The following is a 19,012-nucleotide window of genomic DNA, read 5'->3' as shown; positions in this document are numbered from 1 at the left end:
TCAGCCTCAGGCGACGGCAGGGAGGCGCACCACGTTGCAGTGGGTCCACAGGGCGTCCATCGCCTTGACCAGATCGTCCATCATCGCGTCGGTGTGGTTCGGCGACGGGGTGAAGCGCAGGCGCTCCGTGCCCTTGGGGACGGTCGGATAGTTGATCGGCTGGACGTAGACCCCGTACTGCTCCAGCAGCATGTCCGAGATCATCTTGCAGTGCACGGGGTTGCCCACGTGCACCGGGACGATGTGGCTGACCGAGTCCATCACCGGGATGCCGGCGGCGGCGAAGCGGGCCTTGAGGGTGGCGGCGCGCTCCTGATGGGCGTCGCGCAGCTCCGGATGGGCCTTGAGGTGACGGACCGAGGCCAGCGCCCCGGCGGTCAGGGCCGGCGGCAGGCTGGTGGTGAAGATGAAGCCCGAGGCCCAGCTGCGCACGGCGTCGACGATCACCGCGTCGGCGGCGATGTAGCCGCCCATGACGCCAATGGCCTTGCCGAGGGTGCACTCGATGATGTCGATGTCGGCCAGCACGCCGTCACGCTCGGCCACGCCGGCGCCGGTCTGGCCGTAGAGGCCGACCGCGTGGACTTCGTCCAGATAGGTCAGGGCGTTGTACTTCTTGGCCAGGGCGATGGTGCCGGCCAGGTCGGCGATGTCGCCGTCCATCGAATAGACGCTCTCGAAGGCGATCAGCTTGGGCGCGTCGGCGGGCGCGGCCTGCAGCAGGGCTTCGAGATGTTCCAGATCGTTGTGCGCGAAGATGTGGCGCTCGCCGCCGCCGTGGCGGATGCCCGCGATCATCGAGGCGTGGTTCAGCGAGTCGGAGAAGGTGATCAGGCCCGGCAGTATCTTCTGCAGGGTCGACAGGGCGGCCTCGTTGGCGACATAGCCCGAGGTGAACAGCAGGGCCGCGTCCTTCTGGTGCCAGCTGGCCAGCTCGGCTTCCAGATCGACCGCCGAACGGGTGGTGCCCGAGATGTTGCGGGTGCCGCCAGCGCCGGCGCCGACCTCGTCGATCTCGACCTGCATGGCCTCGAGCACCGCCGGGTGCTGGCCCATGCCGAGGTAGTCGTTCGAGCACCAGACCACGACGTCCTGCTCGGACCCGTCCTCGCGGCGACGCTTGGCGAGCGGGAACTGGCCGCGCACGCGCTTCAGGTCGGCGAAAACGCGGTAGCGCCCCTCGCTCTTGACCTGCTCAACGGCGGTTTCGAATGCGGCCTTGTAGTCGAACAAAACGGAGCTTCTGGCGCAGTGTGTAAAGTCCGGCCTTATTGCTCCGGCGCTCCGTCAATGTCCATGACTCCGACATGGACAAAACGTCCAAGTCTCTAATTGATAACGGTTCTCAGTATTGATCGCATCGCGCTGAAACCATCAGCCCTTCGGCAATTCATCCAGCTTGCCGCGCAGCATCTGGAGGATGGCCGAGAAGTCGCGGCCACCGTAGCCGAGGCCGTTGAACATCTGGAACAGGGCCTCGGTCTGGGCCCCCAGCGGGGTCGAGGCGCCCGATTTGGCGGCGGCGTCCTGGGCCAGCTTGAGGTCCTTCAGCATCATGGCGGCGGCGAACCCGCCCTCATAGTTGCGGTTGGCGGGCGAAGTCGGCACCGGGCCGGGCCAGGGATAGTAGGTGGTCGTGGACCAGCTCTGGCCCGAGGATTTGGCGACGATGTCGAACATTTTGACCGGGTCGAGGCCCAGCTTCTCGGCGAGGCCGATGGCCTCGCAGGTGCCCAGCATGGTGATGCCGAGGATCATGTTGTTGCAGATCTTGGCCGCCTGCCCCGCCCCGTGGTCGCCGGCGCGGAAGGTCGCGCGGCTCATCGGCTCCAGCGCCGCCTCGATGCGGGCGAACTCGGGCTCGTCGCAGCCGACCATGAAGGCCAGGGTCCCGGCGTCGGCCGCCATGGTGCCGCCCGAGACGGGGGCGTCGGCGAAGGCGTAGCCCGCCTCCCTGGCCAGCCCGGCGACCTTGCGCGCGGTGTCCACGTCGATGGTCGAGCAGTCCAGCAGCAGGGCCGAGGACGGCGCGGCGCCGATGATCTGCTCGGAATAGACCTTCAGCACATGCGGCCCGGCGGGCAGCATGGTGATGATGATGTCGGCGTTCTTGACGGCCTCGGTGACCGAGGCGACCGGGGTGCAACCGGCGGCGGCGGCGCGATCCAGCGCGGCCTGCGACAGGTCGAAGGCCAGGACGGTGTGACCTGCCTTGGCCTGATTGGCGGCCATGCCCCCGCCCATGTTGCCCAGACCGATGAAGGCGATGGTGGTGGTCATGGCGCGTCTCCCTTTTTGATTTTGCGGGAGGGTTAGCGGGGGTGGCGGCGGAAGGCCAGCGTTGCGTTAGCCCGGCTTCCGGAACCGCAGCACGAACTGGCTCGTATGCCCCCGGATCGAGGGATCGAAGACGTTGGCGGTGCGGGGGTCGGCGTCGTTCCAGAGGGCGGCGGCGGCGCTGTCGAAGACGAAGCCGGCGGCCTCGACCTCCTGAATCACCGTGTTGGAATCGATCCGGTGCAGGGTGTGGGCGACCGAAAGGTCCGCGCCCTCAACCGCCTGATGGTCGATGATGACGTAGTAGCCGCCCGGCTTGAGGGCCGCGAAGACCGCCGCATTGACCGTGGCCGCCGTATCCGTCGGGAACGGCTGGAGATGCAGGTCGTGGTAGTTCTGGGCGGTGAAGACCAGATCCAGCCCTGCGGGGAAGGCCGGGGCGCCGATGGCGCTGTGGACGCCGTCGACATTGGGCAGGGCGTCAGCGGTGGTGAGAGCCTCGCCATAGGAGGCCTGGAAGCCGATGAACTCGTCCGGCTGCCAGGCGGTGACATGGCCCCGCGGCCCGACGGCGGCGGAGAAGGTCCGGGTGAAATAGCCGCCGCCGATGATCATGTCGGCGACCTTCCAGCCCGGGCGGACGCCGGTGAAGTCGAGGATGATCGCCGTCTGCCGGGCGGCGTCGCGGGCGCGGTCCTCGTCGGTGCGGATCGGCGAGGCCAAGACGGCGGCGTAGTCAGGCGCGCCGCTGGAGGGGAGGATCTGCACCGGCGGCGGGATCGGAACGGGCTGGGTCTGGGCCAGCGCCGGGCCAGCCAGGATCAGGGCCGTCGCGGCGGCCAGCATCAGGGAACGGCGCATGGTCTCTCTCCCGATTTGCGCCCCGCCTTAGAGGGGCTTTCTGAAGCGGTAGACGAAGCGGTCGGTCTTGCCCCGGATCGAGGCGTCGAAGACCGACAGGGTGTGGTCGTCGGACGGGACGCGGACGGCGCCGGACTCGCCGTCGAAGATGAAGCCCGCGGCCTCGACCTGACGACGCAGTTCGGCGGCCTCGATGCGGTGCAGGGTGCCCGAGACGGAGATGCCGGCGCCCGGCGCCGCCTGATGGTCGAGGATGACGTAGAGGCCGCCCGGCTTGAGCACCTCGAACACCCGGCGGTTCATGGCCGCGACGTCGACGTTGAACCGGGGGATGGTGAAGTCGTGGTACTCCTCGCCCATGAAAACCACGTCCAGCGGCTGGTCGAAGGTCATGGTCTCGAGCTGGCCGGTGACGCGGCTGGTGTTGGAATAGGTCGAGGCCAGGGTGTCGGCGAAGGCGTTCTCGCGGCCCGCGGTCTGGTTGGGCACGAAGGCGTAGACGTGGCCGCCGGCGCCGACGACGGGCGCGAACAGGCGGGTGAAATAGCCTTCCTCGGGCCGGATGTCGGCGATCACATGCCCCGGCTGGAGGTTCATCATGGCCAGCATGTCGGCGGGCTTGCGCAGCGGGTCGCGGGCGACCTCCTCCGGCAGGCGGCGGCTGTCCGACAGGGCGGCGGCGTAGCGGCTCTCGGGTGTGGCCTGAACCGAGGGGCTGGTCGCCGGGGCGATGATCGTCCGCTCGGCGGTGTCGCTGGCGATGATGACGCAGCCCGACAGGGCGACGGCGCAGACGGTGGCGAGGACGGCGGTACGCAGCATGGGAACCCCTGTTTTTCCGGGGGCGAAGCTACGCTCCGCCGGGGCGGATGCAAGGGCGATTCCGGCTCAGGCGAGCGGCGTCCACGCTTCTTCGTCCGGCAACGGCGCGAACAGGGCGTCGAGGGTCTCGTCGGTGACGCCCAGGAGGTCGGCGGGCGACCATTTCGGCGCGTTGTCCTTGTCGATGATGACGGCGCGGACGCCTTCCTGGAAGTCGTGGGTCGAGACCACGCGACCGCCCAGGGCGTACTCCATCGCCATATTGTCGGCGAAGGTCTCCAGCTTGGCGCCGGTGCGCAGCTGGCGCAAGGACACCTTCAGCGACTGGGGCGACTTGCTCTTCAGCATCGCCAGCTGGGCCAAGGCCCAGTCGGTGCCGTCGGCTTCCAGAGCGGCGAAGATCTCCTCGACCGTGTCGAAGGCGAACAGGCGGTCGATGGCTTCCAGCTGCGCCTCGATGGGCGCCTCCCCCGGATCGTCCTCCAGCCCGTCGGCGACGTCGATCGGATAGGCCGGGTCGGCCGACAGGATGGCGCGGAAGGCCTCCAGCGCGTCGGTCGGCAGATAGTGGGTGTGGATGCCGAGGAAGACGGTGTCCGCCGCCTTCAGTCGGGCGCCGGTCAGGGCCAGCCAGACGCCGGTCTGGCCCGGCAGGCGCGGCAGGAACCAGCCGCCGCCGACATCGGGGAACAGGCCGATGCCGGTCTCGGGCATGGCGTAGGTGGTGCGCTCGGTGGCGATGCGGACGTCCGCGGGCTCGGAGATGCCGACGCCGCCGCCCATGACGATGCCGTCCACGATGGCGGTGACCGCCTTGGAGTATTCGAACAGCAGGTGGTTCAGCTGGTACTCGGTCTTGAAAAAGGCCTTTGCCTCGGACGCGTCCCCCGCCCCGCTCTCGGCGATCATGCGGATGTCGCCGCCCGCGCAGAAGCCGCGCTCACCCGAGTGGTCGATCAGGACCGACTGGACCGACTCATCGTCCCGCCACGCCTGCAGGGCCTCGATCATCGCCTCGCACATGGCCCGGTTCAGGGCGTGCAGGGCCTTGGGACGGTTCAGGGTGATGACGCCGACACCGGAGACGACGCGGGCGAGGATTTCGGGCTCTTGGGTCATGCGGGCCGACTTAGTCGGCTGCGGTCGCCTCGTCCACCTGCCACTCCGGTCGCGGACAGACGTTCGCGCTCATCCCGGAGCTCGGCGGGCAGACCCAGACGTCGAGGGTGAAGGTGTCGCCGGGCCGGACCTCGCCGGGTGCCAGCCGCGAAGCGGGCATGGCGCGCAGCAGGCGGGTCCCCAGCCGGGTGTCCTCGGGCTGACGCCGTTCGATCTCGCAATTGGCGGGCCGACCGCCCTCGCCCACCCCGCACTTCAAGCGAACCATGGGCACGCCCCGCTCACGATCCGGATAGGAGACATGGGGCGGCGTGGCGAAGGTGACCGCGTTCCAGTGCCGGGGCTCCGCCGGCGCCTCCTGCATCCCCATCACCGACGCCAGCAACAGTGCACTCAACATGACTTGCTCCCCCGCCCCTCGTCACGAGAGGTCGGGCAAGGTGGCCACGAGCGGGCGGGCCGGGTCAACTCCGGGCGGCGGCGCCTACTGCCGCATCATCTCCCGCGCGGTGATCACGCGCATGATCTCGTTGGTGCCTTCGAGGATGCGGTGGACGCGCAGATCCCGGACGATGCGCTCCAGCGGATAGTCCTTCAGATAGCCGTAGCCGCCGTGCAGTTGCAGGGCCTCGTCGGCGATCTGGAAGCAGGCATCGGTGGTGAAGCGCTTGGCCATGGCGCACCATTTGGTCTTCTCCGGGTGGCCGGTGTCGATGGCCCAGGCGCCGCGCAGGACCATCAGGCGGCAGGCGTCCAGCTGGGTCGCCATGTCAGCCAGCTTGAACTGGGTGTTCTGGAACTCGGCCAGGGCCTTGCCGAACTGCTTGCGGGTCGAGACGTAGTCCTGGGCCGTCTCCAGCGCGAGACGGGCGCCGCCCAGCGAGCAGGCGGCGATGTTCAGGCGACCGCCGTCGAGACCCATCATGGCGTAGCGGAAGCCGTCGCCTTCCTTGCCCAGCAGGTTCTCCGCCGGGATGCGGCAGTCGTCGAAGCTGACGATGGCGGTGGGCTGGGAGTTCCAGCCCATCTTCTTCTCCTCCGCGCCGAAGCTGAGGCCCGGCGTGCCGAGGTCGACCACGAAAGCCGAGATGCCCTTGGCGCCCGGCTCGCCCGTGCGGGCCATGACCACATAGACGTCCGAGGTCCCGGCGCCCGAGATGAAGGCCTTGGAGCCGTTCAGGACCCAGTGATCGCCGTCACGCACAGCGGTGGTGCGCATGGCGGCGGCGTCGGAGCCCGAGCCCGGCTCGGTCAGGCAGTAGCTGGCGATCTTCTCCATCGTCACCAGCGACGGCACATAGCGGGCGCGCAGATCGGCCGAGCCGAAGCTGTCGATCATCCAGGTCGCCATGTTGTGGATCGAGATGAAGGCGGCGGTGGAGACGTCGCCGCGCGACAGCTCCTCGAAGATCAGCGCCGCCTCGACGCGGCCCAACGCCATGCCGCCGTGCTCCTCGCCGGTATAGATGCCGCAGAAGCCCATCTCGGCGGCGTGGCGCATGACGTCCACGGGGAAGGTCTTGGTCTCGTCCCACTCGGCGCTGTGCGGGGCCAGTTCCGCCTCGGCGAAGGCGCGGGCGGCGTCCTGAATGGCGCGCTGATCGTCAGTGAGGGCGAAGTCCATGGTGTTTCCTCGAGTCTTTCGCGGGCTTCTAGCGGGTCGCCGCTCTCGTGGGGAGAGGCGGGAGTGAAGAGTGCTAGTGAGCAAGGGGGGAGCGGAGAGACGACCTCCGCGTCCGCGCGCTCACTTCTCGCTCACCAGCACTCTTCACTGAAGCAGCCACCGCCTTCACCCGCCGGAGCAACGGGTTTAAGACGCGCCCCATGACCCAGCCCTTCCCGCCCGCCGCCTTTCCCTACGCCCGTCCGCGTCGCCTGCGCTCCAGCCCGTGGGTACGCAAGCTCGTCGCCGAGACCACGCTGACGCCCGCCGATCTGGTGTGGCCGCTGATCGTGCACGACGGGAAGGAAGACCGGGCGCCGGTGGCCTCGATGCCGGGCGTGTCGCGCCTGTCGCCCAAGGCCGCCGCGGAGGCCGCGAAGGAAGCCCATGCGCTGGGCATTCCGCTGCTGGCCCTGTTCCCCAATGTGGACGGCGCGATCAAGGACGGCGTCGGCACCGGCGCGACCGATCCGGACGGCCTGATCCCCGACTGCATCAAGGCGATCAAGGACGCCGTGCCGGACATCGGCGTCATGACCGACGTGGCGCTGGACTGCTACACCGACCACGGCCACGACGGCGTGGTCGAGGGCGACCGGATCCTGAACGACGCGACGCTGGAGCGTCTGGCCGAACAGGCCTTCATCCACGCCCACGCCGGAGCCGACATCGTGGCGCCGTCCGACATGATGGACGGCCGGGTGCAGGCGATCCGCGAGGCGCTGGAGGCCAACGGCTATTCGGACACCCTGATCCTGTCCTATGCGGCCAAATACGCCTCGGCCTTCTATGGCCCGTATCGCGACGCGGTGGGCTCGTCGAAGGCCCTGCGCGGCGACAAGAAGACCTATCAGATGGACTACGCCAACACCGAGGAGGCCCTGCGCGAGGTGGCGATGGACATCTCGGAAGGCGCCGACGCGGTGATGGTCAAGCCGGGGATGCTGTACCTCGACATCGTGCGCCGGGTGTCCGAGACGTTCGGCCTGCCGACCTTCGCCTACCAGGTGTCCGGCGAATATTCGATGATGCGCGCCTCCATGGCCAACGGCTGGCTGGACGAGGACCGGGCCATTCTGGAGAGCCTGCATGCCTTCAAGCGGGCGGGTGCGGCGGGCGTCCTGACCTATTTCGCCCCGCAGGCCGCGCGCCTTCTGGGCGCCTGAGCAAACTTCATCGAAGCGTCACCGCATTCCCCTTGACGGCGAATACCTGCGTTCTCCAGAAAGATTAACGGAAGAGCGCGCTCGGGGGAGTTGGGGCTATGGGGTTTCTTTGGTTCGGCCGGAAGAAGCCCCGGCGTGAGGCTGTCGTCACGCCCGTGGTCGAGCCCGAGGTTCTGGCCGCGCAGGAGGCCGTGGCCGAGGCGCCGGTCGTCGAGGCCGAGCCTGAGGTCGAACTGGTCGCCGAGCCGACGCCTGAGCCGGAAGTTCCGCCGACGCCCGCAGAGGCCCTGGCCCAGCTGAAGGCCGGAAACGCCGCCTTCCTGAGCGGCGACACCCGGCTGGGCCACGTCACCGCCCAGGATCTGGAGCCGCTGCAGGGCGGCCAGCATCCGATCGCCACCATCGTGGGCTGCGCCGACAGCCGGACGCCGCCGACCATCCTGTTCAACCAGGGCCTGGGCCGACTGTTCATCATCCGCGTGGCGGGAAACACCGTGGACCGGCGCGGCCTGGCCTCCATCGTCTATGCGGTGAAGCACCTGCACTGTCCGCTGGTGGTGGTGATGGGCCACACCGGCTGCGGCGCCGTGGCGGCGGCCGAGGCCGTGGTGGACGGGCGCGCCGAACTGGACCCGTCGCTGGAAGAGATGATCGTGCCGATCCTGCCCGCCGTCCTGTCAGCGCGGCACATGGGCGGACCGGATCAGGCCCGGCTGGCGGTCGAGGAGAACGCCCGCCGCGTGGTCGCCCGCCTGCTGACCGCCGACACGGCCTTGGCCGAGGCGGTGAACACCGGCCAGATCATGGTGGTGGCGGCGGTGAAGGACATGTCCACGGGGCGGGTCTACTTCCTCGACGAGGACGCTCCGGCGCCGAGCGAGCCTGCCGAGGCCCACGCCGACGACCATTCAGACCACGGGCATGATCACGCGGAAGCCCATGAGCATGCCCACGCCTGAGGCCGCTTCTCAGAGCGGCAGGCGGGCGCTCCAGCCGTCGTAGGCGACCTCGACGTTATCCGGAACAACGGCCGACAAGGCGTTGTAATCCAGATCGATATGCAGGTTCGTCAGCACCGCGCGCTTGACCTTCGCCCGCGCGATCCAGTCCAGCGCCTTGTCGACATGGGCGTGGGTCGGATGGGCGGTCCAGCGCAGGGCGTCGACGATCCACAGCTCGCAGCCGCGCACGGCCTCCATGGCCGCCTCGTCCAGATCGGAGACGTCGCTGGAATAGGCGATCCCGCCCATGCGATAGCCGACCGAGCGGATCGGGCCATGGGCCTGATCGAAGGTGACCACGGGAACAGCCCCGCCCGCCCCGCTCACGGACCAGGGCGAGCCATGCGCCGGGATGTCATGCAGCTCGAGAATCGGCGGATAACCCTCTACCATTTCGAAGATATACCCGAACCGGTCGGTCAGGGCCGCGCGGGTGGCGGCGTCCATGAAGGCCGGGATGCGCTGGCGCGCCCGCATGGCGAAGACGCGCAGGTCGTCGATGCCGTGGGTCTGGTCGGCGTGGTCGTGGGTGTAGAGGACGGCGTCCACATGCTTCACCTGCGCCATCAGCATCTGGGCGCGCAGATCGGGCGAGGTGTCGATCAGGACGCTGGTCACCCCGTCCGGCCCATGACGACGGATCAGGGCCGAGCAGCGGGTGCGGGCGTTCCTCGGCTCGGCCGGATCACAGGCGCCCCAGTCGCCGTCGCCGCGCGGCACGCCCCCGGAGGAGCCGCTGCCCAGGATGACGACTTCCAGCGCGTCCATCAGGCGCCCTCTGGCCGGGGGATGCGGTCGAACAGGGCGAAGAAGGCGTCGGTGGTCCGGGCCTCGGCCTCGTCGCGCGACCAGCCCCGGATCTCGGCCAGCTTGTCCAGCACATGGCCGACATAGGCGGGCTCGTTGCGGCGCCCCCGGTGCGGGATGGGCGCCAGATAGGGGCAGTCGGTCTCGACGATGATCCGATCGGCGGGCATGACGGCGACGATGTCGCGCACCTCCTGAGCCGCCTTGAAGGTGGCGATGCCGGACACCGAGAACCACGCCCCCAGTTTCGCAGCCCGTTCCGCCAGTTCCGGGCCGCTGGTGTAGCAGTGCATGAGGAATTTGAACGGCGCCTTCGCCTGTTCTTCCTCGAGGATGGCGGCCATGACCTCATCGGCCTCGCGCGTGTGCACCACCAGCGGCAGGCTGGTCAGGCGCGCCGCCTCGATATGCTGGCGGAAGACCGACGCCTGTTCCTCGCGCGGGCTGAGGTCGTAGTGGAAATCCAGCCCGCACTCGCCGATGCCGACCACGCGCGGCCGCTGGGCCAGCTCGACCAGCCGGGCGGCGGTCAGGTCGGTATGGTCCTTGGCCTCGTGCGGATGGACGCCGACCGTGCACCAGATGTCGTCATGGGCCATGGCCAGGCCGTGCGTGGCCTCGAAGGTCGACAGCTTGTCCGAAATCTCGACCATCATCCGCACCCCGGCCTCGCGGGCGCGGGCGATCACGTCGTCCCGATCCGCGTCGAACTGGGGGGCGTGCAGGTTGACGTGGCTGTCGATGATCATCCGCGGGCGGCCTTGGTGCGTTGCAGGTCGGCCAGCGCCCCGGCCAGCACGTCGGCGCGGTCCAGGTTGATGGCGGCGGTGCGGTCCGGCAGTTCGGACAGGCGGGTCCACAGGTCGGCCCATTTGGCGCCCGATGCGCCCTCTTCCAAGGCCCGGACCTTCACCGCCGCGATCAGCCGCTCCATGAGGGTCTCGAACCGTTCCTGCCCCTCGGCGCCGCGGAATTTGTCGGCGATGGAGAGGGCTTCGGCGCGGTCCAGCTGGTCGGCGTTGACCCAGTCCTGGGCGATCTGGTCGGCCTCCAAAGTGGCGCCGGAGGCCAGCGCCAGCGCCAGACCGGGCGAGCCCCCGGCCATGTTGGCGATGCGCGCGGCCTCGCCCGACGACACGCCCGTGCGGTTGCGCACCAGCTCCTCCAGCGCATGCCCCGGCCAGACCGGGAAGGCCAGGCGGCGGCAGCGCGAGCGGATGGTGGCCAGCAGCCGCCCCGGCGCATGGGTGACGAGGAACAGCACGCCCCGCTCAGGCGGCTCCTCAAGTACCTTCAGCAAGGCGTTGGCGGCGTTCAGGTTCAGATCGTCGGCGGCATCGATGATGGCGACGCGATAGTGGGCCTGGGACGGGCTCTTGGAGAAGAACTCCGGCAGGTCGCGGGCCTGATCGACCGAGATCGACTTCTTGGTCTTGCCGCCCTCGACCAGCCGTTCCAGCACCAGCAGGTCCGGATGCGACTGGGCCGCGATCTGGCGCGAGACGGGATCATAGGGGGCGGCGCCCAGCAGGCCGCGCGAGGGATCAGGCGCGGCGCCCAGCAGGCGGCGGGCGGCGCGATAGGCGAAGGTGGCCTTGCCCGAGCCCTCGACCCCGCACAGCAGCCAGGCGTGATGCAGGCGGCCCTTGGCCTGGGCGTCGATGAAGGCGGCCTCGGCGGCGGCGTCCGGGATCAGGTCGAACCGGTCGCGCGGATGCTCGCTCACAGCAGTCGGCCTTCCAGCGCGGCCCAGACGCGGGCGGCGACGGCCTCCTCATCGCCCGTAGCGTCGATCACCACGCAACGATCCGACTTTTCCTTAGCAATTTCAAGGAAACGGCGACGGAGTCTCTCATGGAACTCCAGCCCCTTGGACTCGAACCGGGTCTCGAACAGCCCCCGTCCGAAAGCCCGCTCCAGCCCCACCTCGACCGGCAGGTCGAAGATCAGGGTCAGGTCCGGCTGGGTCTCGCCGACGATGGCGGCGTCCAGGGTCTCGATGAAGGCGGCGGGCGCGCCCCCGCCCGCGCCCTGATAGGCCCGGCTGGAATCGGCGAAGCGGTCGCAGACCACCCAGCGTCCGGCCTCCAGCGCCGGCCGGATGGTCTTCTCCAGATGGTCGCTGCGGGCGGCGAACATCAGCAGGGTCTCGGTCAGGGGCGACCAGCGGCCCGCGTCGCCGTTGAGGGCGATGTTGCGGATCTCCTCGGCGCCGGTCGAGCCGCCGGGCTCGCGCGTGCGCACCACATCGATGTCGAGCTCGCGCAGCCGGTCGACCAGCCGGGCGACCTGCGTGGACTTGCCGGCGCCTTCGCCGCCTTCGAAAGTAATGAATCTGCCGTGGGTCACCGGCGCACAATGGCGGCGCCGGCCAGCGAAACAACCCTTAGCGGGCCGATATCAACAGGGCGTCGGCGTAGCCCCGCGCGACCACGGCCTGACGGGCCGTTTCGGCGGCGTTCGGATCGGGCCAGGGACCGACCAGAACGCGATACAGGGGCGAATCGCCCTGCCCCGCCACATCGACGGTGGCCCGGTCGCCCAGCCGGTCGGCGACCCGGCGGGCGGCGCGGCGGTCGCTGAACGATCCGGCCTGGATCCAGTAGCGCCCCGCCTCGGCGGCGGGAGCCGGACGGGCGGGTGCCGGCGCCGGGGCGACGCCGGCGGCGTACTGCAGCGGCTGGGCCGAGCCGAGGCGCGGCGCGGGGCCCAGATAGCGCACCCTCACCTCGCCCACGCCCCGCTGCAGCATGCCCAGCTGGTCCGCCGCCCCGCGCGACAGGTCGATGATCCGCCCATCGACGAACGGCCCGCGATCATTGATGCGCACCACGATGCTGCGCCCGTTGGCCAGGTTGGTGACCTCGACCAGACCCGGCAGCGGCAGGGTCTTGTGGGCGGCGGTCAGGGCGTACATGTCGAATCGCTCGCCGGTCGCCGTGGGACGGCCGTTGAACTGGTCGCCGTACCAGGAGGCCGTGCCGGTCTCGTCATAATTGGGCTGTTCGGCCGGACGGTACCACCGCCCGCGGATCTGATAGGGCCGCATGGTGCCGGACACGATGGGCGCCGGATCGTTGACCACCGGAATCCGCGCCGCGCCCGTCGTCCGCGCCCCCGTGGCGCAGGCCGCCATCAGTGGCAGCAGCGCCACCAGACAGGCGCCCTTGAGAAGTCTTGCCGTCATCATCCCGATCCTTGTGGAGATCGACATGCCATGCGGACATTTCCGGTTTGGTTAACGGGACGTTTGAGGGTATGCGGCGTGTCCGCTCACGGGGCACGGACAGGTGGCCGAGTGGTTTAAGGCAGCGGTCTTGAAAACCGCCGTAGGTGGAAGCCTACCGTGGGTTCGAATCCCACCCTGTCCGCCATGGCCCGGCATGCTTGATCGGCACCCGCCTACCCTCTCCTCCTTTTAACTTGCCGCCCGTCGAGAACGCCCCCTAGTGTGCGCACCGGCCGTCGGGGGACGGATCGGGGGGAGTAGCGTTTGTCGCTTGTCGCTGGAGTTCTGTCCGCAATTCTGATCGCGACGCCGCAGGCGGCGCCGATCTTCCAGCCGGGTCCGCCGGGCGCGCCGTCGCAGCGGATCACCGCTGATCGGGCGCTGGAACTGGCCCGGACCTCCTTCACCGAGGACGATGTGCGCTTCATGCAGCACATGATCGTCCACCACGCCCAGGCCGTGGAGATGGTCGGCCTGCTGGAGATGCACGGGGCGAACGCCCGGGTGAAGCTGCTGGGGCGGCGCATCGCCCTGTCGCAGGAAGCCGAGATGGAGCTGATGCGCAGCTGGCTGATCGCGCGGGACCAGTCGACCGAGATGGCGATGGATCACGGCGGCATGGACCACGGCGCGATGGATCATTCCGCCCACGCCGGTCATGCGGGCCACGCCATGGCGCCGTCGGAGACGCCGATCATGCCCGGCATGCTGTCGCCGGCCCAGATGCATGCCCTGACCAATGCGCGCGGCGAAGCGTTCGACCGGCTGTTCCTGACCGGCATGATCCAGCATCACCAGGGCGCGCTCGACATGGTCGCGGACCTCATGGAGCACCCGGACGCCGCCCAGGACACCCTGCTGTCCGACTTCACCAGCTCCGTGGTCGCGGATCAGTCGACCGAAATCCTGCGCATGCAGTCCCTGTTGTCCGAACTCTGAACCTTAAAATTCCAACTGAAAGACCGGCCATGACTATTCGCAAGACCCTGCTTTCGTCCGTCGCCGTCCTCGGCGTCCTGCTGGGCGCCTCCGCCGCGTCGGCGCAGGAGGCCTCGGGCCACGGCGTGACCCAGACCATCACCGCCGACGGCCGCAGCGCCCTGTCGGCGGGCCTGAACGACGCCGGTCAACTGGCCTCGGGCATGGTGCTGGAGCACACCCTGGGCAAGGCGCCGGGCTTCGTCGATCCGGACATCGGCTTCTCGCCGCCGACCAGCGAGGCGGAAGGCCAGGCCCTGATGGCTCGCGCCCGCGGCAACCCCAATTTCAGCGTCCTGGGCATGGCGAACACCGACATGGCCCTGTCGAACGGCAAGCTGTTCGTCGGCAATTTCAACGGCTTCAACGCCTATGACATCTCGACCGGCGGCGCGCCGCAGCTGGTGATGTCGGTGGTCTGCCCCGGCGGCCAGGGCGATGTCTCGGTGCGCGGCAACCTGCTGTTCATGTCGGTCGAGGAAGGCCGCGGCCGTCTGGACTGCAGCGCCCCGACCGCGGGCGGCGAGGTGGTGCCGGAGCGCTTCCGCGGCGTGCGCATCTTCGACATCAGCGACCTGAACGCCCCGCGCCAGATCGCCGCCATCCAGACCTGCCGTGGGTCGCACACCCACACCCTGGTGCCGCACCCGACCGATCCGGACGTGCTGTATGTCTACGGCCAGGGCACCTCGGGCGTGCGCAAGACCGCGGAACTGGCCATCTGCACCGACGGCCAGCCGGACCAGAACCCGGAAACCGCCCTGTTCTCGATCGACGTGATCAAGGTGAACCTGAGCCATCCGCAGGACGCCGCCATCGTCGGCCGCCCGCGCATCTTCGCTGACGGCTCGGGCCGGGTCGCCGGCCTGTGGCGCGGCGGTCGCGCCGGCATCGCCAGCCAGGACACCGCCCAGACCAACCAGTGCCACGACATCACCGTCTTCCCGGAAATCGGCCTGGCCGGCGGCGCCTGCAGCGGCAACGGCATCCTGCTGGACATCACCGATCCGGAACACCCGACCCGCGTGTCGGACATGTTCGATCCGGACATGGCCTACTGGCACTCGGCGACGTTCAGCAACGCCGGCGACAAGGTCGTGTTCACCGACGAGTGGGGCGGCGGCATCGGCGCGCGCTGCCGCGCTGAAGACCCGGCGACCTGGGGCGCCAACATGGTCGCCACCATCGAGAACCGCACCCTGACCGGCCGCAGCTTCCACAAGCTGCCCTCGGCGCAAGGGTCGACCGAGAATTGCGTGGCCCACAACGGCAACATCGTGCCGGTCCCGGGGCGCGACCTGATGGTGCAGGCCTGGTACCAGGGCGGCATCTCGATCATGGACTTCACCGATCCGAGCAAGCCGACCGAGATCGCCTATTTCGACCGCGGTCCGATCAGCGCCGACCGTCTGTTCGTCGGCGGTTCGTGGTCGGCCTACTGGCTGAACGGCCGCATCTACTCCAGCGAGATCGCACGTGGTCTGGACGTCCTGCGTCTGGTCCCCAACGACAAGCTGTCGGCGGCCGAGATCGCGGCGGCTGAAGCCATCATGGCCGAGGAGATCAATCCGCAGCTGCAGACCCGCGTCAGCTGGTCGGACACGCCGGACGTGGCCCAGTCCTATCTGGACCAGCTGGCCCGCAGCAGCGCGCTGGAGGCTGACGTCGCCACCCGCGCCGGCGCGGTGGTGACCGGCTGGCGTGGCGGTTCGGTGGACAAGCGCGCGGCGGGCCGACTGGTCGCCACCCTGCGCACGGCCGCCGAGAAGGCCCAGCCGGTCGAACGCGCCCGGATGACCGCACTGGCCGACCTGTTCGGCCGCATCTCGGCCTGATGAAGACGGGGCGGTCCGCGCGAACGGGCCGCCCCGATCCTTCTCCTGCGTCAAGCGGCGTTCCTGATAGTCTGGGGCGAAACAGACCGGGACGAGACGCCATGACCGACGCGAACAACCGCCTGATGACCCGCAAGGCGGATCTCGGGGACACCCTGAAGGCCGCGATCCCGGACCACGCCGCCCTCGCCGAGGGCGAAGTCGTGCTGGCGCTGGACCGGTTCTCCCTGACCACCAACAACATCACCTATGCGGCCTATGGCGACGCCATCGGCTACTGGACCGTGTTTCCCACCGGGCGGGACGATTACGGCCTGATGCCCGTCTGGGGCTTCGCCGACGTGGCCGCGTCGCGGGCCGAGGGGGTCGAGGTCGGGGCCCGGGTGTTCGGCTATTTCCCGATGGCGGATACGCTGGTCGTGCAGGCCGAGAAGGTGTCGCGCGGCGGGTTCGCCGACGCCTCGCCCTGGCGCAAGGGCGTGCCGGACATCTACAACCGCTATGTCCTGTGCGCGGCGGACCGCCATTATGACCCGGCGCTGGAGAACAGCGAGGCGCTGTTCCGGCCGCTATTCGTGACCTCCTACACCGCCGTCGACTTCCTGCGGGACGCCGACTTCTTCGGGGCGAAGCGGATCGTGGTGTCGAGCGCCTCGTCCAAGACCGCCTACGGCGCCGCCTGGTGCCTGGAGCAGGACGACATCGAGGTGGTGGCCCTGACCGGCGAGCGGAACCGGGCCTTCGTCGAGAGCCTGGGCGCCTATGACGCCGTGCACGGCTACGATGCGCTTGAGAGCCTGCCGGCGGACAAGCCGGCCCTGTATCTCGATCTGGCGGGCGACCCGGCGTTGCGGCGGCGGGTGCATGCGCATTACGGCGCGCAGTTGACCTACGACTGTCTGGTGGGCTCGACCCGCAGCGACAGCTTCACCCAGAACGATCCGGAACTGGTCGGACCGAAGCCGGTCTTCTTCTTCGCCGCGACCTGTCTGGACCAGCACCGGGAGCGTGGGACTCTACACACCTTCTATGAGCGGTTCCTGACCGACCAGAAGACCTTCTTCCAGCGGGTGGTCGATCCGGCCTCGCCGTGGATCCGAATCGTCGAGCACCGGGGGCTGGATGCGGCGGCCAAGGTCGTGCGGGCGCTGGCGGATGGCGCCTCGGATCCCGCCGAGGGCGCCGTCGTCAGGATCAGCCGCTAGGCTTTCGGCGGGCGCGGGAAGAAGCGACTGGTGCGGGCGGCGTAGGCGGCGAAGGCCTCGGGCCGGGTGCGCTGCATATGCGCCTCCAGCGGCGGCACGCCCGAGACGCGGGTCAGCAGCCAGTAGACGTAGACCGGGGCGGTCAGGGCCAGCCAGCCCCACGGCCACTGGCCCGTCAGGTCGATGGCCATGACCGGCCAGGCGCACCAGCCCAGCCATTCGAAGAAGTAGTTCGGATGGCGCGACCAGGCCCACAGCCCGGTGTCGCAGATGCGGCCCTTGTTGGCGGGATCGGCCTTGAAGGCGGCCAGCTGGCGGTCGGCGGTGGCCTCGCCTCCCAGGGCGACGAGCATGATCAGGACGGCGAGCAGGTCCTGCGGCGTCGGCCCGGGCGTCGGATGACGGGCGGCGACCAGCAGGCTGACGACCAGGAGCGCGCCCGCCCCCGCCTGCAGCAACAGGAAGCCGAACATGAGCGGCTGGGCCTTGGCGCCCCACTGGCGTTTCAGCGCCTCATAGCGTTCGTCGGGCTGTCCCTTCAGCGCGCGCTCGACCAGATGACCGCCGAGACGCAGGCTCCACAGGGCGATCAGCCCGGCCACCGCGCCCTGACGGAAATGGATGTCGCCGGGGGTGAGCGGCCAGAGGGCGACCAGCAGGCCTGCGAGCCCGATGCCGAAGGTCCAGAAGACGTCCACCCACGCGCCCTGCCCCGTCCGCCACTGGACGGCCCAGGCGACGGTCATGACCCCGGCGAGCAAAAGCGCCGCGGCGCCCCAGAGCATCAGTTCAGGCATTGTCTAGAGGCGCACGAAGGGCTGGATGAGGCGACCGAACCAGCCGTCGAGGACGATCTGGCCATCGAGGGCGGCGACGCAAAGGCAGGGTTCGTCCGAGATCACGCGAGGCTGGTGCAGTACATCCTGATCAGCCTCCTCGAAGTCACCGGGAAAATACGCCTGATTCTCCGTGGCATAGGCGCCTGAAATAACGCAGGTCAGTTCAACGCCGCCGTGAGTGTGTTTGGGCGTCGCCTGCCCGGGAGCGATCTTCAGCAGGATGACCCGAGTGGCGCCGTCGCGCGGAGCCAGCACCTCGCGCACCGAAACGCCGCCCGGCATGTGACGCCACCTGCCCAGCGGATAGCGGCGCAGGGGCTCGGGCAGTTCGGGCATATCGTTCAGCGGCGGCTCGACAACCACCTCGCCCGTGTCGGCGTCGACACGCGCCAGGGCGCGGGCCAGGGCGTCCTCCTTGAGCGGCGTGGGATCGAGGTCGTTCAACACGACGCCGCCGACGCCCTGAAGCCGATGGACCCACCCCTCAACGTCCGGCCGCATGGCCAGACAGGCGGAGACGACCACGGCCTCTGGGGCGCTGAGCGTGCCGGCGGCATAGGCCAGCAGGCGTTCCTCGGACGGAGACGGGCGCCCGGTCATCGGCCGCCCTCCTGTTCCAGCATGACGCGAAGTTTCAGCATCGCCTTTCGGATTCTGGATTTGACCGTCCCGAGCGGCAGGGAAAGACGCTCGGAAATGGCGGAGTGGGGTTGGTCGAGGAAGAAGGCCAGATGCACGACCTGCGCCTGTTCGGGCGTCAGGGCGGCCATGGCCTCACGGATGCGGGCGGCGTCCTGACGGCCTTCGAGCAGGTCGTCGGGGCGATCCGGATCAAGGCCGGGCGGGAGAAGATCGACCGGTGCGACGCGCGCATCCTTGCGCAGGGCGTCCAGCCGCCGGTTGCGGGCGATAGTGAAGATCCAGGTCGAGGCCTGAGCCATGCGGGCGTCGAACAGCTCGGCCTTGCGCCAGACGGTCAGCATGGCCTCCTGGGCGAACTCCTCGGCCGCCGCGTCGGCCGCGCCGCCCTTGATCAGCCAAGCCTTCAGGCGCGGAGCGAAATGCTGGAACAGGCGCGCGAAGGCGTCCCGGTCGCGCGTCTGCGCCACCGCCACGATCAACTGATCGTAGTCCTCGCCCCCGTCAATCATGCGCGACGAGCGGGCGGGACGGGTGTTGGGCGCTGAAACTGAGCCATACATCGATCCTG

The 19,012-nt window shown here is 69.2% G+C and carries 19 protein-coding genes, 1 tRNA gene and 1 pseudogene; 6 read left to right on the top strand and 15 right to left on the bottom strand.

All coding sequences use genetic code 11. The annotated features are described in order from the left end of the window. Positions 1-6: 6 nt before the first annotated feature. The 7 genes and pseudogenes from hemA to ACTIEF_RS15420 all read right to left on the bottom strand — a co-directional run bounded on the left by hemA (position 7) and on the right by ACTIEF_RS15420 (position 6,703). Positions 7-1,233, bottom strand: a complete 1,227-nt coding sequence (gene hemA, locus ACTIEF_RS15450; protein ID WP_439473031.1) for a 5-aminolevulinate synthase — start codon at positions 1,231-1,233, stop codon at positions 7-9. Positions 1,234-1,374: 141 nt separating this feature from the next. Then, positions 1,375-2,292: pseudogene (mmsB, locus tag ACTIEF_RS15445) on the bottom strand (3-hydroxyisobutyrate dehydrogenase); the annotation flags it as partial. A gap of 54 nt (positions 2,293-2,346) precedes the next feature. Then, complete coding sequence (locus ACTIEF_RS15440) at positions 2,347-3,138, bottom strand: class I SAM-dependent methyltransferase (RefSeq protein WP_439473030.1); 792 nt, start codon at positions 3,136-3,138, stop codon at positions 2,347-2,349. A gap of 27 nt (positions 3,139-3,165) precedes the next feature. Then, positions 3,166-3,960, bottom strand: a complete 795-nt coding sequence (locus tag ACTIEF_RS15435; RefSeq protein ID WP_439473029.1) for a class I SAM-dependent methyltransferase — start codon at positions 3,958-3,960, stop codon at positions 3,166-3,168. A gap of 66 nt (positions 3,961-4,026) precedes the next feature. Then, a complete protein-coding gene (locus ACTIEF_RS15430) occupies positions 4,027-5,079 on the bottom strand; it encodes an enoyl-CoA hydratase/isomerase family protein (protein ID WP_439473028.1) in 1,053 nt (350 codons plus the stop codon). 10 nt (positions 5,080-5,089) lie between these two features. Continuing rightward, positions 5,090-5,479 carry a hypothetical protein gene (locus tag ACTIEF_RS15425; protein WP_439473027.1) on the bottom strand — a complete coding sequence of 130 codons (390 nt, stop codon included), beginning with the start codon at positions 5,477-5,479 and terminating at the stop codon, positions 5,090-5,092. Between the two features lie 84 nt (positions 5,480-5,563). After that, positions 5,564-6,703 carry an isobutyryl-CoA dehydrogenase gene (locus ACTIEF_RS15420; protein WP_439473026.1) on the bottom strand — a complete coding sequence of 380 codons (1,140 nt, stop codon included), beginning with the start codon at positions 6,701-6,703 and terminating at the stop codon, positions 5,564-5,566. Between the two features lie 200 nt (positions 6,704-6,903). Between ACTIEF_RS15420 and hemB the strand changes: the two genes are divergently transcribed. Both hemB and ACTIEF_RS15410 read left to right on the top strand, forming a co-directional pair. Continuing rightward, complete coding sequence (gene hemB, locus ACTIEF_RS15415) at positions 6,904-7,908, top strand: porphobilinogen synthase (protein WP_439473025.1); 1,005 nt, start codon at positions 6,904-6,906, stop codon at positions 7,906-7,908. A gap of 98 nt (positions 7,909-8,006) precedes the next feature. Then, positions 8,007-8,867, top strand: coding sequence for a carbonic anhydrase (locus tag ACTIEF_RS15410; protein ID WP_439473024.1), 861 nt, complete (start codon positions 8,007-8,009; stop codon positions 8,865-8,867). A gap of 9 nt (positions 8,868-8,876) precedes the next feature. Here the strand turns inward: ACTIEF_RS15410 and ACTIEF_RS15405 are convergent, their stop codons facing one another. The 5 genes from ACTIEF_RS15405 to ACTIEF_RS15385 are packed head-to-tail and all read right to left on the bottom strand — an operon-like array spanning position 8,877 to position 12,903. Continuing rightward, entirely contained in the window at positions 8,877-9,677 is an 801-nt protein-coding gene (locus ACTIEF_RS15405) for an MBL fold metallo-hydrolase (RefSeq protein ID WP_439473023.1), read from the bottom strand. Beyond that, a complete protein-coding gene (locus ACTIEF_RS15400; protein ID WP_439473022.1) occupies positions 9,677-10,465 on the bottom strand; it encodes a TatD family hydrolase in 789 nt (262 codons plus the stop codon). The genes ACTIEF_RS15405 and ACTIEF_RS15400 overlap by 1 nt, the downstream gene beginning before the upstream one ends. After that, positions 10,462-11,442: a DNA polymerase III subunit delta' gene (locus ACTIEF_RS15395; RefSeq protein WP_439473021.1), complete on the bottom strand. Its 981-nt coding sequence runs from the start codon at positions 11,440-11,442 to the stop codon at positions 10,462-10,464. Before ACTIEF_RS15395 ends, ACTIEF_RS15400 begins: the two co-directional genes overlap by 4 nt. Next, positions 11,439-12,065 (bottom strand): dTMP kinase, encoded by a 627-nt coding sequence (gene tmk, locus ACTIEF_RS15390; RefSeq protein ID WP_439473020.1) that lies wholly within the window; start codon positions 12,063-12,065, stop codon positions 11,439-11,441. Before tmk ends, ACTIEF_RS15395 begins: the two co-directional genes overlap by 4 nt. A gap of 37 nt (positions 12,066-12,102) precedes the next feature. Beyond that, the gene (locus ACTIEF_RS15385; protein ID WP_439473019.1) at positions 12,103-12,903 is read right to left on the bottom strand and encodes a septal ring lytic transglycosylase RlpA family protein; all 801 of its coding nucleotides are present in this window, start codon (positions 12,901-12,903) and stop codon (positions 12,103-12,105) included. A gap of 97 nt (positions 12,904-13,000) precedes the next feature. On the opposite strand from ACTIEF_RS15385, the gene ACTIEF_RS15380 reads away from it, so the two are divergent. From ACTIEF_RS15380 to ACTIEF_RS15365, 4 genes are all read left to right on the top strand, one after another. Then, a tRNA-Ser gene (locus ACTIEF_RS15380) sits at positions 13,001-13,090 on the top strand. A gap of 119 nt (positions 13,091-13,209) precedes the next feature. Continuing rightward, complete coding sequence (locus ACTIEF_RS15375) at positions 13,210-13,884, top strand: DUF305 domain-containing protein (protein WP_439473018.1); 675 nt, start codon at positions 13,210-13,212, stop codon at positions 13,882-13,884. A 29-nt stretch (positions 13,885-13,913) separates the two neighbouring features. Continuing rightward, positions 13,914-15,758, top strand: a complete 1,845-nt coding sequence (locus ACTIEF_RS15370) for an LVIVD repeat-containing protein (RefSeq protein WP_439473017.1) — start codon at positions 13,914-13,916, stop codon at positions 15,756-15,758. A 101-nt stretch (positions 15,759-15,859) separates the two neighbouring features. Next, positions 15,860-16,963, top strand: coding sequence for a DUF2855 family protein (locus ACTIEF_RS15365; RefSeq protein WP_439473016.1), 1,104 nt, complete (start codon positions 15,860-15,862; stop codon positions 16,961-16,963). Here the strand turns inward: ACTIEF_RS15365 and ACTIEF_RS15360 are convergent. From ACTIEF_RS15360 to ACTIEF_RS15350, 3 genes are read right to left on the bottom strand one after another with little or no spacing between them, the layout of a single operon-like run. Next, entirely contained in the window at positions 16,960-17,760 is an 801-nt protein-coding gene (locus ACTIEF_RS15360; RefSeq protein WP_439473015.1) for a DUF1295 domain-containing protein, read from the bottom strand. The genes ACTIEF_RS15365 and ACTIEF_RS15360 overlap by 4 nt on opposite strands. A gap of 3 nt (positions 17,761-17,763) precedes the next feature. Continuing rightward, positions 17,764-18,402 (bottom strand): cadmium/peroxide/UV radiation responsive anti-sigma factor ChrR, encoded by a 639-nt coding sequence (gene chrR, locus ACTIEF_RS15355; protein WP_439473014.1) that lies wholly within the window; start codon positions 18,400-18,402, stop codon positions 17,764-17,766. Then, a complete protein-coding gene (locus tag ACTIEF_RS15350) occupies positions 18,399-18,953 on the bottom strand; it encodes a sigma-70 family RNA polymerase sigma factor (RefSeq protein WP_439473013.1) in 555 nt (184 codons plus the stop codon). Before ACTIEF_RS15350 ends, chrR begins: the two co-directional genes overlap by 4 nt. Positions 18,954-19,012 lie beyond the last annotated feature (59 nt).

The organism is Brevundimonas sp. (assembly GCF_051858995.1).
Taxonomy (GTDB): domain Bacteria; phylum Pseudomonadota; class Alphaproteobacteria; order Caulobacterales; family Caulobacteraceae; genus Brevundimonas.
The sequence above is the reverse complement of the archived record's forward strand: the minus strand, read 5'-3'. Positions and strand labels throughout refer to the sequence as shown.